Source organism: Empedobacter brevis (assembly GCF_965118635.1).
GTDB classification, from domain to species: Bacteria; Bacteroidota; Bacteroidia; order Flavobacteriales; family Weeksellaceae; genus Empedobacter; species Empedobacter brevis_A.
In genome coordinates, this window is record NZ_CBCPHV010000004.1 from 203,013 (window position 1) to 219,707 (window position 16,695).

The window sequence follows — 16,695 nt, forward strand, 5'->3', positions numbered from 1 at the left end:
AGTAGACTATAAAAAAAATCCGCTCTAAGAGCGGATTTTTTGTTTTATAAAGTTTCTTTTTTATTCTTTTTTACAATTCGATAAGCGATATAAAGAAAAATGATCCAAACAGGAATTAACTCAACCGAAATTTTCAGTCCTGTGAACCACATAATAACTAATATTCCTAATAAGAACAAAAGACAAATATAATTGCTGATAGGATAAAGAAAAGATGGAAAAAGAGTTTTTGTGTTTTCTAAACTTTTCTGTTTTCTATATTTAAGATGCGTTATCGAGACCATAATCCAGTTAATCACTAAAGAAGATACAACTAAAGACATTAAAACATGAAAAGCATTTTCTGGTATTACTTTATTGATGATAATACAGATTGCAGCAAAAAATGATGAAACTAAAATTGCCATAACAGGAACATGATTTTTGTTTAATCGTTTTAAAAATTTTGGTGCATTTCCTTGTTCTGCTAATCCATAAAGCATTCTACTATTGCTGTAAACAGAACTGTTATAAACAGATAAAGCTGCTGTCAAAACAATAATATTCAGCGCATTTGCTATTAATCTCGAGAAATCAATTGTATTTCCAAGAATATTCAGTTTCAAATGATTCAAGTTTTCAAAAACCATGACAAAAGGACTACTTTTATCTGTAATTGTTGCCCAAGGAGCCAAAGAGAATAAGATAATTAATGCTCCAACATAGAAAATTAAAATTCTGTAAATAACTTGATTAGTTGCTTTCGGAATTGTTTTTTCTGGATTTTTTGCTTCCGCTGCTGTAATTCCAATTAATTCTAAACCTCCGAAAGAGAACATTATCAATGCCATTGCAGCAAATAATCCGCTAAAACCGCCTTCACGATCCCCAGATAGCCAACCTTTAGGAAAAAAACCTCCGTTGTTCCATAAGTTTTGTATTGTAGCTTGCTCGCCTCCAGTTCCGCTAATTAAGAGATATGCTCCGAAAATAATCATAGCGATAATCGCGATTACTTTAATGATAGAAAACCAAAATTCGGCTTCTCCAAACATTTTTACAGAGCCTAAATTCAAGGCATTAATTATAATAAAAAAGAATAAACTCGAAGCCCATAGCGGAATTTCTGGCCACCAAAATTGAACATAAATACCAATTGCAGTCAGCTCGGACATACTTACTAAAACATAAAGAATCCAATAATTCCAACCAGATGCAAAACCAGCAAAAGAACCCCAATATTTGTAAGCAAAATGACTGAAACTTCCTGATACTGGTTCGTTAACAACCATTTCTCCTAATTGACGCATGATAAAAAAAGCAATGATTCCCGCAATTGCATAACCCAAAATAACAGATGGTCCAGCAAGAACAGCCGCAGGGCCAATTCCTAAAAACAAACCAGTTCCGATTGCGCCACCTAAAGCGATCAATTGAATATGTCGGTTCGTAAGACCTCTTTGTAATTCGTTTTCTTTGTTATTTTCTATTTGACTCACGTGTGATGTATTAATTTGTTAAATATATGTAAAAAGAATTTTTAAAAAGAACAATTTGAAGAATTGTCTTATTTGAATTAAAATTTAGAAAACTTCTAATTTTTTCAAGTGTTTAAATTCATAAATGTTAAAGATTTTATTTTAAATTTATCTTCAAAATAACAAAAAATGAAATCAATTTATTTTCTTGGATTAGGAGCTTTAGGAGCAAAATATGCAGCGAGTTTTTATGATTATAATCCAGAAATTGTAAGTGTAATTGTAAATGAAGACCGAAAAAATCGATACCAGAAATCACAAGTTTTTGTAAATGATAAAGCGTACGATTTTAATTATGTAACAAAAGTTGAAAATAATAAATATCCAGATTATATATTTTTAGTTGTGAAAAGTTCGCAATTACAGCAAGTGATCGAAGATATGAAGCCTTTTGTTGGTGAAAATACTATGATTGTAAGTTTGATGAACGGAATTTCTTCTGAACGTATTTTGGCAGATTATTTTGGTTGGGATCGTGTTGTAAATGCGGTTGCCTATATGGATGCGGTAAAAGTGGATAATCGTGTTACTTTTTCGAGTATTGGAAAAATCATTTTCGGAAAAATGGATCAAGTTAACCAAGATAAATTGGTCGATCTACATGAGTTGATGAATGCTGCTGAAATTCCAAATCAGTTGTCAACTAATATTCAAAAAGCGCAATGGGCAAAATATTTGGTAAATGTTGTAGGAAATCAATTGACATTTTTATTGGAGTTTCCTTATGGACAATTTCGTACCAATCAACATCTCGAAATATTGATGGATATGATTTCTAAAGAAGTACTTGCGGTTGGTAATGCTCATGGAGTTGAGATAGGAGCAGAAGAAGTAGAACGTATGAAATCGACAATGAAAGTTATAGATGAAAATGGAAAAACATCTATGTTGCAAGATCGCGAAGTGAAACGATATTCAGAAGTTGATGAATTTGCAGGAGAAATTATTCGTTTAGGAAATCAATATAATATATCAACACCTTACAATGATTTCATTTATAATATGGTAAAATCGATTGAAGAAACATATTAAAAATAAAAAACCTTGACAAACATAAGAGTTTTGTCAAGGTTTTATGAAAATTTAAGTGATTAAAAACTCACTTTATCTTTTATATAATTTCCGTTTTGACAGAATTGTTTTAATTCATTTTCGATGAAAATTTCAATTTCTTTTGCATCTTGCGAAGGATACAATAAATGTACATTAGCGCCAGCATCCAATGTAAAGTACAAATGATTTCCTGTTTCGCGACGGAATTCCCATAGTTTTTCTAAAGCTGCAACCGTGTTTGGTTTCATTAAAATAAACGCAGGATTCGACATCATCATCATTGCGTGTAATGTTAAGGCTTCATGTTCTACCAATTCTCCAAAAGCTTTGATATCTCCAGATTTTAAAATAGGCAATAAAGCTTTCAAGTTTTTATTCGCTTCTATAAATCGACGTTCAGCATAAGGATGTCCATTCATCAAATTGTGTCCGACTGTAGAAGAAACAGATTTTTGACCTTCGTGAATCAATAAAATCGTATCGTGAAAAGTTTTGAAAACATCATCTATTTCAGCATCAGGATATTTTGTCGCAAACAAATCCGAACTTCCTTCTATAAAATCATTTTCTCCCCATTCAACCAAACCTTTGTAAACAGAACGACAAGCGCTTCCAGAACCTAAACGCGCCAAGAAAGAAGCTTTTTTAAGCGCATCTTTTTCAGATAAATTTGCACCCAAAATATTTTCAATCTGAACTAAACATAATGCCATAGCCGACATTCCTGAAGCAGAAGATGCTATTCCAGAACTGTGAGGAAAAGAATTATGTGTATGAACTTCAAATTTGAAATGATTCAGAAATGGAATATAAGCTGTAATTCGTTCAAAAAAAGTAATGATTTTTGGAGCAAAACTTTCTTTTAATTCTCCTTCCAAATAAACTTCAACTTCAAAATGATCAGAAGTTTTTGGTGAAAATTTTAATTCTGTTTCAGTAAAGCTATTTGTTAATGTATAGCTAATTGAACTATTGGTTGGAATTTGATTTTTCTTTTTTCCCCAATATTTTACCAATGCAATATTTGATGGACTTTTAGCAGAAACGCTTCCTGATTTTAATTCAGAAGCAGTTATTGAAAGAGTTGAAATGAATTGTTGTAGCATAAAACAAAAGTAAACTATTTTATAGAATTCAGCTTTTGAAAACGTTTATAATGATAATCAATCGATTCTTTTATTGGAATAAAATCGTACTGAAGTACTTTTTTAACTTTAGAATTGTCGTATTTGGTAAAACTTGTTAATGAATTATAATTCGCTTTTGTGATATATTTTCCACCAAAAATTCGACTAAAAACAGAAAGATTTTTTATAATTTTTAATGTTGTATTCGAAACATTTTTTACAGCATGTTTATTATTGGTTGCAACAAGGTTAAGAACTTCTCGATAAGTTTTATTTTCAGAAACTACAATGAATTTTTGATTATAAAGTTCTTTGTCGATTAATTCTAAAAAAATCTTTACCACATCGCGTACGTCAACAAAACCTGTTCCTCCAGAAGTTGCATAATCATTCTTTGAAGAATTTTGTTGAAACAAACTTTCGCTCGCGCTTTTTTTATCTAAAGTTCCGATAATAACGCCAGGATTAATAATTATAACTTTAAGACCTTCTTGAGAAGCACGCCAAACTTCCATTTCAGCTCTAAATTTTGAGATGGAATAAGAAGAATGTGTCAAACTATTGTTCCAACTAGAACGTTCGTCAATCATTTTCGTTACAGGATTCAAATCATCCATCGAAGCAATAGAGCTAACGAAGTAGAAGTTTTTCACGTCAGAATCAATCGCTTCATTAACTAAAGCTTCCGTTCCTAAAATATTTGTATTGAAAATTTCATTTTCTTGACGCTCATCAAATGAAACAAAAGCAGCAACGTGATAAATTGTATCAATTCCCTTTAATAAATTTGGAAGTTCAGTTACATCCAATAAATCGCCATCAACCCAATTTACAAATTGATAATATTGCGAAACATTTTGTTCTTCAAAGAGTTTTTCGACCGTTTTTATATTCGAAGTTTTTCGTTTTAAAGCACGAATTGGTTGTTGCTTTTTTGCTAATTCTACTAACAAATGTGCTCCAACTAAACCTGTTCCTCCTGTTACGAAAATCATACTGAATTATAAATATCTTTTTTTCTTGAACCAAAAGTAAATAAAAATTACCACTAATAACATGACAAGTAAACAAATTGGATAGCCAAATTTGTAATTTAATTCAGGCATGAAAACGAAATTCATACCATAAATACCAGCGATAAATGTTAAGGGCAAGAAAAATGCAGAGAAAACGGTAAGTGTTTGCATTATTTCATTGGATTTTTGTCCGTTTAAAGAAAGATAAATTGAAAGTAAACTTTGTACATCATCTACAATCTGAGAATGCAAATGCAACATTTTTACATTTTCTTCATACAAATCCTGCGATGAACTTGTCTTTTTATTATCTGCACGATATTCTTTTAGCGCTTCAAGCGTATAATCTAATATTTTTTTGCAAGCATTTGCCTCTCGCTTAACTTTATATAATGTAGAAAGTTCAATTTTTCTAAAATCATCTATAAAAATCAAATGTTCGAGTTGATTTACTTCTTTGTCCATTTGATAAGCTGGATCTTCATAAGTCTTTATCGTTTCAGAAATAATGTTGTATAGAATTCCTCTAATCATAACTTTTGAAGGTTCTATATTTGCTAAAAAGTTTTTCTGAATTTTATCAAAAATATCGGTTTCTCTCTGATGAACGGTTACAATAAAATCTGCTCCGAAATAGATACTTATTTTATGGCTAAATTCTCTGACGTTATTTCTTAATATGCGATTTTCTTTGTTAAAAAAGCGAATCAATAAAAAAGAAACATTTTGATCATCAGATTCATATTTTGGTAAATGTCCAGGTTCTAAACTATCTTCTATCGTTAATTTTTGGAAAGAATTTTTTGCTGCAATTTCGTCTAGTTCATCTTTTGTAGGATTGAATAAATTAATCCATTTGAATTTTTCATTTTCGAAAATAGTTTGCATGTATTGTCGTCTTCATATTTTAAATAAATATATCACAATAGTTTTTATTTTTAATCATCATTTATAATCTACTGAAAAAGTATAACTTTGTAACTCGTTAAAATTAGAATAAAAATACATTGAATAAACTATGAATCCATTAATTGAAGAATTGACTTGGAGAGGACTGGTTCACAATATTATGCCAGGAACAGAAGAACAACTAAATAAAGAAATGACTTCTGGTTATGTAGGTTTCGATCCTACTGCAGATTCTCTTCATGTGGGAAGTTTGGTTCCTATATTCTTATTGGTTCATTTGCAACGTCACGGACATCGTCCAATCGCTTTGGTTGGTGGAGCAACAGGTTTTATTGGTGATCCAACTGGTAAAGCTGCAGAAAGAAGTTTGTTAGATGAAGAAACGTTGAATAAATATGTAGCTGGAATCAAAGCTCAATTAGCTCGTTTTTTAGATTTTGAAACAAATAATGGGAATTCTGCTTTGTTAGTGAATAACTATGATTGGATGAAGAATTTTTCTTTCATTGATTTCGCACGTAATGTCGGAAAACATATTACAGTAAATTATATGATGGCAAAAGATTCTGTAAAATCTCGATTATCTTCAGAATCAAATGTTGGAATGTCTTTCACAGAATTCACTTACCAATTGATTCAAGGATATGATTATTTGCATTTGTATAAAGAATTAGGTGCAAAATTGCAAATGGGAGGTTCTGATCAATGGGGAAATATAACAACAGGAACAGAATTAATTCGTCGTACAGTTCAAGGTGAAGCTTTTGCATTTACTTGTCCATTGACAACGAAAGCAGATGGAACTAAATTTGGAAAATCTGAAGGAGGTGAAAATATCTGGTTAGATAAAAATCGTACTTCTTCCTACAAATTTTATCAATTTTGGTTGAATCAAGCTGATGCAGATGCAGAACGTTACATCAAAATTTATACATTTTTAGAAAAAGAAGCAATTGATGATTTAATTGAAAATCATCGAAAAGAGCCACATTTACGTGAATTGCAACGCAAATTAGCAACTGAAATTACGATTTTAGTTCATGGTGTTGAAGAATTGCGTAAAGCAGAAAAAGCATCTCAAGTTTTATTTGGAAAATCAACTTCTGAAGATTTGAAAGAATTAGATGCAGATACTTTCTTATCAGTTTTTGAAGGTGTTCCGCAAGCGACAATTGCAAAAGTTGATATCGAAGAAGGATTGGATATTGTTGCGGCTTTAGCTGAAAAATCAGGTTTCTTAAAATCAAATTCAGAAGCTCGTCGCGAATTGAAAGCAAATGCAATTTCTGTAAATAAAGAGAAGGTTACAGAAGATTTTGTTTTAACAACAGAAAATTTAATTGCAGATAAATATATCTTATTACAAAAAGGTAAAAAGAATTATTTTATTTTAATTGTAGAATAAAATAAAAATAATAAAGAACAAAAAATCCTCGCAAATGCGAGGATTTTTTGTTTATTTTAAAGATTGAATGTAATCTTTTATAGCGGAAGAAAAATTACCATCAGACTTTTCTAAAACTCTTAGAAAAGCACTTCCAATAATGGCTCCATTTGCAAATTCCCAAGCTTTTTCAACATCTTCTTTTGTCGAAATACCAAAACCAATTTGATGAGGTTTTGTTAAACCTAAATTTTTGATATTTGATAAAAATTCTTCATTGTAATTGGATGTTGTAGCACCTGTTGTAGCAGAACTAGAAACGATGTAAACAAAACCTGATGTTGCATCATTTATTTCTTTAATACGTTTTTCAGTTGTTAACGGAGTAATTAAAAAAGTAACTTTTTGATTGTATTTTTCAAATAATTCTTTATGCTCAGATAAGTATATTTCATAAGGCATATCTGGTAAAATTAAACCAGAAACACCACTTTCTTCACAATTTTGTAAGAATTTCTCTAAACCAAAAGTCATTACTTGATTGTAATATCCCATCAAAACAATTGGAGCATAAATTTCATTTTTAACAGAGTTTAATTGTTTAAATAAAATATCCAATGTCATTCCATTTGCTAAAGCTTTTTCGCTTGTAGCTTGAATTGTTGGTCCATCTGCTAAAGGATCAGAATAAGGAATTCCGACTTCTATAATGTCAACTTTGTTTTTGTCTAATTCTTTTAGAATTACCGGAGTATCTGCTAAATTTGGATATCCAGCAGTTGTGTATATCGTAATGAGTTGATTATTTTTCTTTGAAAATAATTGCTCTAACTTATTCATGTTATTTTGCTTGTTTTAATAAAATTGTGTAAACAGGAAAGTGATCAGAATAACCATTTGCACGGTAAGTATCACCGCTCCACATACGATTTGGAAAACCTTTGTAAGTACCTTCTGTAGCTATTAAATAACTCTTGTTAAATACTTCTGTTTTGTAAATTTTGTAAGATGAATAATCTTTGTTTTTAGTTACTAATGATGAAGTAGAAATAAATTGATCAAATAAATTCCAAGCATCACGATATGCTAATGTTCCAATTCCTTTTTTATATAAAGGTAACATTGGGTTGTAATAGCCGCCTTCTGTTACTTTTGACATTTCTCCGGCTGGATTAAATGTATTTTTAATACTTGGAGAAATTGGATCGTCATTAAAATCTCCCATTGCAATTACTTTTGCATTTGGATTTTTCGATTTTAAATCATCAAAGATTCCTTTCATTACTTTAGCAGCTTCTATACGAGCAGGCATAGATGCTTTTTCTCCTCCACTACGAGAAGGCCAGTGATTTACTAAAAATGTAATTTCTTCTCCATCTAGTAAACCTGTTACTTGTAAAATATCTCGTGTATATCTACGTTTGCCATCAGAATCATAGTTGAAAATTGGATGAGGTCTTGCATCAATTACTTTAAAACGAGATTTTTGATACAATAATCCTGTATCTACACCTCTGGCATCAAATGAGTTGAAATGTACAACATCATAATCATATTTCTTCAAAGCAGAACTATTTGCGATATCTTCTAAAATTTCTCTAGTTTCAATTTCGCATATACCTACAATAACTGGAGCAGAACCTGTAACATCAGTTCCTAATTCACTAATGACTTTTGAAATGTTGTTGATTTTTTGGAAATACTTTTGTGTATTCCATTTTTTATTTCCGTTTGGTAAAAACTCATCTTGAAGAATTAAAGGACGAATTATTTTTTTTCCTTTAATGTTTTCGTACGTATAACTTTGTTTGAATTCTTCAGTTTCATACTTAGAAATATCAGATTCTGGAATCTGAATGTGATAATTTTTGTCATTATATGGTAAATTCCCATTAATATAACCTACTGATTTTATCGTATCAAAAATGTTTTCGACGTTATAAAAAGCAACAGTAGCACTTGAATATTTAGTCTGGGCTTTAACACTTAGTGTTAAGAATAAATTAAAAATTATTAATAAAGTTAAAGATTTATTAATTTTAAACATATGTTAATAGTTATGAATTTGCTAAATTTGTTGTCCTATTTTTTCGATGAAGGAAATAAATAGCTAATTTATAAATAAAAATTCGTTTGAATGAACAAATTATTGTTAAGTCTTTCAGTCTTTGCTGCAACTGTTGCTATGGCACAAGCGCAAACAAAGGTTACTGGAGTGGCAAAAAATGCTGCTACAGGTGAAGAGGTTTATAACCTCACTGTACGTTTGGACGGAGGAGCAGTAAGCGATGCTGCTATCACCGATCGTATAGGTTATTTTCAGTTTGTAGATATTCCAGATGGAACATACAAACTTCAAGTTTATGGCGTAGGATATGATCCTTATGAAAAAGAAATCACTGTAGCAGGGCAAAAAGAGCTAGACTTAGGTGATATTAAATTAACATTTAATCCAAATACAGCAGAAGTTGGAATTATTACATTAACAGATGATGAATTGTCTGATGATGAAAGTTCTACTGCTTCAAATTCAGGACTTTTACAATCTTCTCGCGATGTTTTTGCTCGCGTTTCTGCATACGAATTAGGTTCGTATTGGTTTAAACCAAGAGGTTTAGATAACAAGTATAATGACGTATTATTTAATGGAGTTCGTATGAACAAAATGGATAATGGTCGTGCAACTTTTAATAACTGGGGAGGTTTGAATGACGTAACTCGTCGTCCAGAAGAATTAACGTACGGAATAGAACCTTCTAATTATGCTTTTGGAGATTTAGGAGGAGTAACAAATTTTGATACTCGTCCTTCAACAATGCGTAAAGGAACTAGCTTAGCTTATTCTAGCACTAATCGCTCTTACAGAAATCGTGTAATGTTAACTTACAATACAGGATTAATGGATAATGGTTGGGCATTTATGGTCTCTGGAAGTAGACGTTGGGCTGATGAAGGTATTATAGAAGGTACTTTTTATGATGCGTATGCTTATTACTTAGGTATTGAGAAAAAGTTTAATGAAAAGCATACCTTAAACTTTACAAGTTTTGGTGCTCCAACTCGTCGTTCTACGGGTTCTCCAAATACACAAGAAGTTGTCGATTTAATGGGAACATATTATAATGGATATTGGGGTTGGCAAGATGGCGAAAAACGTAACGAGCGTGTAAAGAAAACTTTCGAGCCAATAAATATGTTGACTCACCATTGGAGCATTAACAATAAATCTAAATTAACAACGACTATTTCTTACCAATTTGGAGAAGAAAGTAGCTCTCGTTTAGATTGGTACAATGCTTATAATCCATCTCCTTTATATTATAGAAATTTACCTTCTCAAGCTAAGAATCAAGCTTCATGGTTAAATGGAACAGCTTCACAATTGGATTGGAATTCTTTGTATAAATTCAATGAAGGAATTTCAGAAGGTTATTCAGCTTTTTGGTTGGGAAGTGATGTGAATAAAGATAAAACATATTCTGCATACACAAACTTTCAAACAGAATTAGCTCCAAACATTGATGTTGTTTTAGCAGCTTCTTATCAAAAAACAAAATCAGAATTATTTCGTAGAGTAGAAGATTTATTAGGCGGAGGTTTCGTAAAAGGAGAAGATAGTTTCTATAGAAAACCTATTGATGCTAATAACCCAAATATGGTTTCTTATAAGGATGACCGTTATGGTTATAATTATGAGATTAACAGAGATTATGCTGATTTGTATGCTCAATCTAAAGTAAAATCAAAATTTTTAGATGTTACGATAGGGATGAAAGCTGCAATGACAAAATTCTACAGAAATGGTAAGTATAGAAATGGAATTTATAGTGACTCTTCTTTCGGAAAAAGTAAAACATACGATTTCTTAGATTTTGGAGTAAAATCTAACTTTTTAGTAAAATTAGATGGACGAAATTTTGTGCAAGCAAATGTAATGTATCAAACAGAAGCACCAACTTCTGATGAAATTTTCCCAAATGCTCGTGTAAATGATGTTTCTGTAGATGGAGTGAAAAGTGCAAAAATTTTCTCAAGTGATTTATCTTACATTTTAAGAGCACCACGAATCAAAGCACGTGCAACTGCTTTCTATACAAGGACAAAAGACGAAATTAAAAAGTCATTTGGTTACATCGATGGTGAAAATGAACAAGTTTTTGTTTCTGAAGTTTTAACGGGTGTAGGAAAAGAATATATAGGAGGAGAGTTCGCTGTAGAAGCTCAAGTTTTGCCAGTGCTTACTATTTCTGCTGTTGCTGCTATTGGTCAGTATGTTTATAAAGATAATGCTGATTATAATCTTTATTCAGATGATTATACAAAAGGAGATAATCCAGTTCCTTATAAAAACTTTGGAACAGCCTATATTAAAAACTACAAATTAGGTGGAGGTCCGCAAACAGGATTTTCTTTAAGCGCTGAATACCGTGATCCAAAATTCTGGTGGGTTGGTGTTTCTGGTAATTATTTGATGAATAATTATCTAGATATTGCTGCATACAGAAGAACAGAACGCTTCGTAAGATCAGAAATTACTGATTATCCTATTGCAGGGATTACAGAAGAAGGATTAAAAGATGTTCTTAGACAACCAAAAATGGATGATCAATTCATGTTGAATATTAACTTAGGAAAAACATTTCGTATTGGTAAATATTCTGCTGGAATTTCAGGAACAATTAACAATGTATTAAATAATAAAGATTATGTGACTGGAGGATTTGAACAAATGAGAACTGGGAAATATACAAATGCAATAGATCCTACTTATCAAAAAACATTTGGACCAAAATTATGGTATGGAATGGGAACAACTTATTTCGCAAACATTTACTTCAGATTTTAATCAATTTTAAAGAAAAAATACAATGAATACAATAACAAAATTAACAATAGCTACAGCCTTAAGTTTAGGCTTATTTACAGTACAATCGTGTGTTCAAGATGACGATTATTCAATTCCATCTTTAGAATGTCCACAAAAAAAAGAAACAAACATTACAATTAAAGAATTATTAGATCAAGTATCAAATAAAACCTTGAAAGTTGATGAAAACGGAATGGTTGCAGATAATCTAATTGTTGAAGGAGTTGTGATAACAAGTGACGAATCTGGAAACTTAGCAAATACAATTTCTTTCCAAGACAAAGCTTCTGGAGCGACAGCTGGTATACAAATAGAATTAGGTGAACGTCCTGTTTATGGATTATATCCAATAGGTAGTACAGTTCAAGTGAACTTGAAAGGTCTAAAAGTAGCTGAAGATCGTGGTACAATTAGAATTGGAACAAAGTTAGCTGATTCAACTTTCGACTTAGATCGTATGCCAAAAGAATTGAGAGAGAGAGTATTTGTGAAAACTTGTGATCCTATTCAAGCAATTGCTCCTAAAGTTGTAAATAGTCTTGAAGAAGCATTTACTCCAGAAAACATCAATACTTTAGTAACAATTAAAAATGTTCAATTCAAATCTCCAGATAAAGACGAGACATATTATCCAAAAGGAGCAACAGCAAATGCTGTAAATGTCAAGTTAATGGATGTTAATGGAAACGAAACAGATTTAAGAAATAGTAAATTTGCAAACTTTGCAGAAACTAAATTACCTACAGGAAGTGGATCTATTACAGTCTTAGTAAGTAAGTTCACAGGAGGATATCAAGTATTTATTCGTGATACAAAAGATGTAAATTTTGATCAACCACGTTTTGTCGTTATACCTGCAGGAACAGTAGAAATTAACGGAACTAAGGAAGATTTCGAATTGGCAAAGAAAAATAATTACCGTGTTGAAGATTTAGCTTTAACAACAGGAACTTGGATTTTTTCTGATGGAGGAGTTTTTGATCCATCTGCTAGCGATTTAAAATTATCAGGAACAAGTTCAGTTCGTTTAAGAGGATCTTCTACAACAGAAGCATTTATACAATCAAAATTCTTTGTAACAGGACTTAAAACTTTAAAAGTTTATTTCGGAGGAGCTACCTTTAATGAAGGTGCTGATGCTGATAAAGAAATAAAATTAGAAGTGTTAATTTCTACAGATTTTGGAGCTACTTGGAAATCAGTTGGTGAAAAAACAAGTGAAAGAGGAAAATTAAATTTATTAGAGTTTCCTATTAATGCAGCCGCAACAGAAAGAGTTTCGGTTAAATTAGTTAATAAATCTTTCTTAAGATCAACAGAAAACCAATTAAGAGTAAATATTGATGACGTTGAGTTTGTAAAATAAAATGAGATAAATTCAATATTTATAAATTAACAATATTTTAAGTCGGAAGAAGAATCTTCCGACTTTTTTTATTTCAATTCTAAATATTATTTGTTATTATTTTTTTCCTTAAATTTTAGTTATCGTTAAAAAAATGAAAAAATATACATCAATTTTTAACTCATTTTAGTATAAAAATTCAATCAATAATTTAATCATATAGATTATTGACTTTAATACTCTTTAAAATTTATAGAATTAATTTATTCTTTATTTTATTAAAAAATGTTAAAAATGATAAATAAAATAATTTTAATGAATTATTCATTTAAAAAATGATAAATAAAAATAAAAACTGTCTTTTTTCAATAATTAAGTAATTATTTATCTTTTTCTTTTTTTGGTAAAATTTATTTTGCAGATTTGCTCTCTATTTTTTAAAAATAAGATTATGAGGAGAAGAATCACATCTTTGGGTATATTGGCTTTCTTAGGTTTAGGGACAGCTGCATTTGCTCAAGTAACAGGTGTTGTTAATGACGCAGATAATTTTCCGGAAGCGGATGTAGAAGTGTCTGTAAAAGGTACTGATAAAGTTGTCTATACTGATCAAGATGGGAAATTTGATATTGATGCTAAAATTGGTGATATTTTAGTTGTAAATGGAAAAGAATTTAATGTAACTAGTAATAGTTTAGGTACATTAAAATATGCTGTAAAGCAAAACGGACCAGTTGATTTAAATGAAGTAGTTGTAAAATCTATTTTCAACGCTCCATCTAAATCAGGTGTTACGACTGTAAAAGCAAAAGATTTAGAACAGATGAATCCATCTGTTTCTATTGATCAAATGATTGGAGGTAAAGTTGCAGGGTTATCTTCTCAGGCAATGAGTGGTGCTCCAGGATCAACTGCTAATGTTACTATTCGTGGAGCAATTGGTTTAAATGGTGGTGTGAAATCTCCGTTGTACGTTGTTGATGGGACATATATGTCGGCAGATGATGTTAATGCAATAAACCCTGCTGATATTGAAGAAGTAAAAGTATTGAAAGATGCTTCTCAATTAGCTATTTTCGGTTCTCGTGGAGCGAATGGTGTAATCATCATGAAAACAAAATCTGCTAAAAAAGGTGAATCTACAATTTCTTATTCAGCTCGTATTGGAGTAAATGAAATGATGGATTTACCTAATATCAAATTGATGAATGCAGAACAATTGTTGAATTATCAAAATGGTTTAAGTCAATTGAAAGGAGCAGATGGTAAATCTTTGGGATTAGGTATTGCTCGTACTCCTGAAGATATTGCTGCTTTATCTAAGAATAACCATAAATGGTCTGATAATTTATACAAGAATGGAATTACTTCGTCTCACTATATTTCTGTAAATAAAAATGACGGAGATACTTCTCATAACTTCTCTATCGGGTATGATAAAAATGAAGGTGCTGTTGAGTATTATGACGGATTAGAGAGAATTACAGCTTCTTTAAATATTACAAGTCAAGCGAAAGAATGGTTACGATATGGGGTTAATTTAAATGGGTCTTATACAACATTAGACGCTCCTCGTGATCGTGTTAATGCTCAATCTCCGTTTTATAATGTTTTATTAAATCGTCCATACACATCTTTCTATAAATTAGACGGAGATGGAAATATAGCATTAGATGCTGACGGTAACCGTATTTATAATTCTGCTGGTAATACAATGGGATATGCTGTGGCAGATGAAATGGAGAAAACAGATTCTGAGTCAAGATTTTTACGTATTTATGGAACTGGTTTTGTTGAAGCTGATTTGTGGAAAAATGTTTCTGCTCGTACAACTTTAGGAGCTACATACAATAGAATACAATACGAAAATTATTTAAAACCATCTGCAGTTCTTTCTCAATTATTAGGAGATGGAGGTTCTAAAACTGATAAAAGTACAGATCGTTTTGATTACAACTGGCGTAACGAGGTTTCTTATGTGAATAGTTTTGGTAAACATAATTTACGTGTAACAGCTGCATCTGAATATATTAATCAGAGTTTGTATTCAATAGCATTGTATGGAACAGGTTTTCCAAATGATAAATTATCTACACAAGGTTTAGCAGTAAATATAGGACAAGATTCATATACAGATCGTTGGAGAGTAACAAAATTTGGTTATTTGGGAGCTGCATCTTATGATTTTGCAAACAAATATTTTGTAGATGCATATATTCGTCGTGATGGAACTTCTTTAGCTGGGTTGAATAGCAAATACGGAACATTTTGGGGAGCATCTCTTGGTTGGAATTTGGCAAGAGAAGAGTGGTTACGTAACTCAAAAGTTGTTAGTAATTTAACTTTAAAAGCCTCTTATGGTGAAGTTGGTGACGATTCTGCAATTGCACGCTATGCTAACCTAACACTTTTACAGTTAGATAAAACATACAATGGACAAGCGACAGCTTTTCCAGATGGAAACTTATCAAATCCAAATACAACTTGGGAAACGAATCGAAAATTAAATATCGGTTTAGATTATGGTTTCTTCGGTAGTCGATTGACAGGTGCTTTTGCATATTTTAACGATGTAAGATCTAACTTTATTTTTAATCAATATTTACCAGTTGAAGCAGGAGGATTTACAACTTATGTAAACGCTGGTAAATTATCTACAAACGGATTCGAGTTTGATATGAATTACGATGTTATTCGTTCTAAAAACTTTGATTTATCTGTTTATGGAAATGTTACATCATTAAAATACAAAGTAAATAAACTTGCAGAAGGAGAAGATATGTTGCTAGTTAATAGTTCTTACGAAAGTTTAGCACACGTTCAAGGTGGTAAACCATATCAATTCTACTTAGTTCGTTATGCAGGTGTAAGTGCTGATACTGGAAAAGATTTGTATTTCGACAAAGATGGTAATGTAACAGATGTATACGATGGTGGTGATGCTGTATCAACAAACAAAACGCCTCTTCCTACATTAATGGGTGGATTTGGTTTAAATACAAAATTCTATGGATTTGATGTAAATGCAGACTTTACTTATTCAGCTGGAGGTTATATGTACAATAATACATATCAATATTTAACAGATCCTGTTTCAACAAATAATAAAGTAGTTGAAGCGGCTAATTATTGGACAAAAGAAGGTGATAATGCTCAATTTGCTCGTCCAAATGTTAATGGAGCTGAGTATTCTACAAAATATCTAGAAAAGTCAGATTATATTGCTTTTCGTAGTTTATCATTAGGTTACAATTTTTCAAAATTAGTTAAAGGAACTGTTATTAAAAATTTGAGAATGTATGCTCAAGTTCAAAATCTAGCTTTATGGACTAATTATCATGGAAATCCAATTGCTGGAACAGGATCAAGTGAAGGTAGTAAAACTACTTCAGCAGGTTATGTTTCTAACTCTTTTACAGCGTTTTCATATCCATTAATACGCTCTTATTCAATCGGATTTAATGTATCATTCTAAAA

Annotated in this window: 11 protein-coding genes; 5 read left to right on the forward strand and 6 right to left on the reverse strand. The window is 31.0% G+C overall.

Annotation, left to right across the window (positions count from 1 at the left end; genetic code table 11):
• Positions 1 to 44: 44 nt before the first annotated feature.
• A complete protein-coding gene (locus tag ACMHJW_RS07375) occupies positions 45 to 1,478 on the reverse strand; it encodes an amino acid permease (RefSeq protein WP_413532764.1) in 1,434 nt (477 codons plus the stop codon).
• A gap of 168 nt (positions 1,479 to 1,646) precedes the next feature.
• Between ACMHJW_RS07375 and ACMHJW_RS07380 the strand changes: the two genes are divergently transcribed.
• Positions 1,647 to 2,549 (forward strand): ketopantoate reductase family protein, encoded by a 903-nt coding sequence (locus tag ACMHJW_RS07380; RefSeq protein WP_413532765.1) that lies wholly within the window; start codon positions 1,647 to 1,649, stop codon positions 2,547 to 2,549.
• 59 nt (positions 2,550 to 2,608) lie between these two features.
• Here ACMHJW_RS07380 and mvaD read toward each other — a convergent pair whose 3' ends face one another.
• The 3 genes from mvaD to ACMHJW_RS07395 are packed head-to-tail and all read right to left on the reverse strand — an operon-like array spanning position 2,609 to position 5,601.
• Positions 2,609 to 3,676, reverse strand: a complete 1,068-nt coding sequence (mvaD, locus tag ACMHJW_RS07385; RefSeq protein ID WP_413532766.1) for a diphosphomevalonate decarboxylase — start codon at positions 3,674 to 3,676, stop codon at positions 2,609 to 2,611.
• 14 nt (positions 3,677 to 3,690) lie between these two features.
• A complete protein-coding gene (locus ACMHJW_RS07390) occupies positions 3,691 to 4,692 on the reverse strand; it encodes an NAD-dependent epimerase/dehydratase family protein (protein WP_413532767.1) in 1,002 nt (333 codons plus the stop codon).
• A 6-nt stretch (positions 4,693 to 4,698) separates the two neighbouring features.
• Complete coding sequence (locus tag ACMHJW_RS07395; protein WP_413532768.1) at positions 4,699 to 5,601, reverse strand: CorA family divalent cation transporter; 903 nt, start codon at positions 5,599 to 5,601, stop codon at positions 4,699 to 4,701.
• A 130-nt stretch (positions 5,602 to 5,731) separates the two neighbouring features.
• On the opposite strand from ACMHJW_RS07395, the gene tyrS reads away from it, so the two are divergent.
• Entirely contained in the window at positions 5,732 to 7,027 is a 1,296-nt protein-coding gene (tyrS, locus tag ACMHJW_RS07400) for a tyrosine--tRNA ligase (RefSeq protein ID WP_413532769.1), read from the forward strand.
• A gap of 51 nt (positions 7,028 to 7,078) precedes the next feature.
• Here the strand turns inward: tyrS and trpA are convergent, their stop codons facing one another.
• Together trpA and ACMHJW_RS07410 are read right to left on the reverse strand one after the other, a co-directional pair.
• Positions 7,079 to 7,846 carry a tryptophan synthase subunit alpha gene (gene trpA / locus ACMHJW_RS07405; protein WP_413532770.1) on the reverse strand — a complete coding sequence of 256 codons (768 nt, stop codon included), beginning with the start codon at positions 7,844 to 7,846 and terminating at the stop codon, positions 7,079 to 7,081.
• A gap of 1 nt (position 7,847) precedes the next feature.
• Positions 7,848 to 9,053 (reverse strand): endonuclease, encoded by a 1,206-nt coding sequence (locus ACMHJW_RS07410; protein WP_413532771.1) that lies wholly within the window; start codon positions 9,051 to 9,053, stop codon positions 7,848 to 7,850.
• A gap of 90 nt (positions 9,054 to 9,143) precedes the next feature.
• Between ACMHJW_RS07410 and ACMHJW_RS07415 the strand changes: the two genes are divergently transcribed.
• From ACMHJW_RS07415 to ACMHJW_RS07425, 3 genes are all read left to right on the forward strand, one after another.
• Positions 9,144 to 11,852, forward strand: coding sequence for a carboxypeptidase regulatory-like domain-containing protein (locus ACMHJW_RS07415; RefSeq protein WP_413532772.1), 2,709 nt, complete (start codon positions 9,144 to 9,146; stop codon positions 11,850 to 11,852).
• A gap of 22 nt (positions 11,853 to 11,874) precedes the next feature.
• Entirely contained in the window at positions 11,875 to 13,239 is a 1,365-nt protein-coding gene (locus ACMHJW_RS07420) for a DUF5689 domain-containing protein (RefSeq protein WP_413532773.1), read from the forward strand.
• Positions 13,240 to 13,669: 430 nt separating this feature from the next.
• On the forward strand, positions 13,670 to 16,693 hold the full coding sequence (locus ACMHJW_RS07425) for a SusC/RagA family TonB-linked outer membrane protein (RefSeq protein WP_413532774.1): 3,024 nt from the start codon (positions 13,670 to 13,672) through the stop codon (positions 16,691 to 16,693).
• Positions 16,694 to 16,695: the final 2 nt, after the last annotated feature.

What these genes read in the sequence shown, in the direction of transcription:
- ACMHJW_RS07390 (WP_413532767.1), bottom strand. Translation starts at nt 4,692, where the DNA reads ATGATTTTCGTAACAGGAGGAACAGGTTTAGTTGGAGCACATTTGTTA.
- ACMHJW_RS07415 (WP_413532772.1), top strand. Translation starts at nt 9,144, where the DNA reads ATGAACAAATTATTGTTAAGTCTTTCAGTCTTTGCTGCAACTGTTGCT.
- ACMHJW_RS07380 (WP_413532765.1), top strand. Translation starts at nt 1,647, where the DNA reads ATGAAATCAATTTATTTTCTTGGATTAGGAGCTTTAGGAGCAAAATAT.
- ACMHJW_RS07410 (WP_413532771.1), bottom strand. Translation starts at nt 9,053, where the DNA reads ATGTTTAAAATTAATAAATCTTTAACTTTATTAATAATTTTTAATTTA.
- ACMHJW_RS07420 (WP_413532773.1), top strand. Translation starts at nt 11,875, where the DNA reads ATGAATACAATAACAAAATTAACAATAGCTACAGCCTTAAGTTTAGGC.
- mvaD (WP_413532766.1), bottom strand. Translation starts at nt 3,676, where the DNA reads ATGCTACAACAATTCATTTCAACTCTTTCAATAACTGCTTCTGAATTA.
- ACMHJW_RS07425 (WP_413532774.1), top strand. Translation starts at nt 13,670, where the DNA reads ATGAGGAGAAGAATCACATCTTTGGGTATATTGGCTTTCTTAGGTTTA.
- tyrS (WP_413532769.1), top strand. Translation starts at nt 5,732, where the DNA reads ATGAATCCATTAATTGAAGAATTGACTTGGAGAGGACTGGTTCACAAT.
- ACMHJW_RS07395 (WP_413532768.1), bottom strand. Translation starts at nt 5,601, where the DNA reads ATGCAAACTATTTTCGAAAATGAAAAATTCAAATGGATTAATTTATTC.
- trpA (WP_413532770.1), bottom strand. Translation starts at nt 7,846, where the DNA reads ATGAATAAGTTAGAGCAATTATTTTCAAAGAAAAATAATCAACTCATT.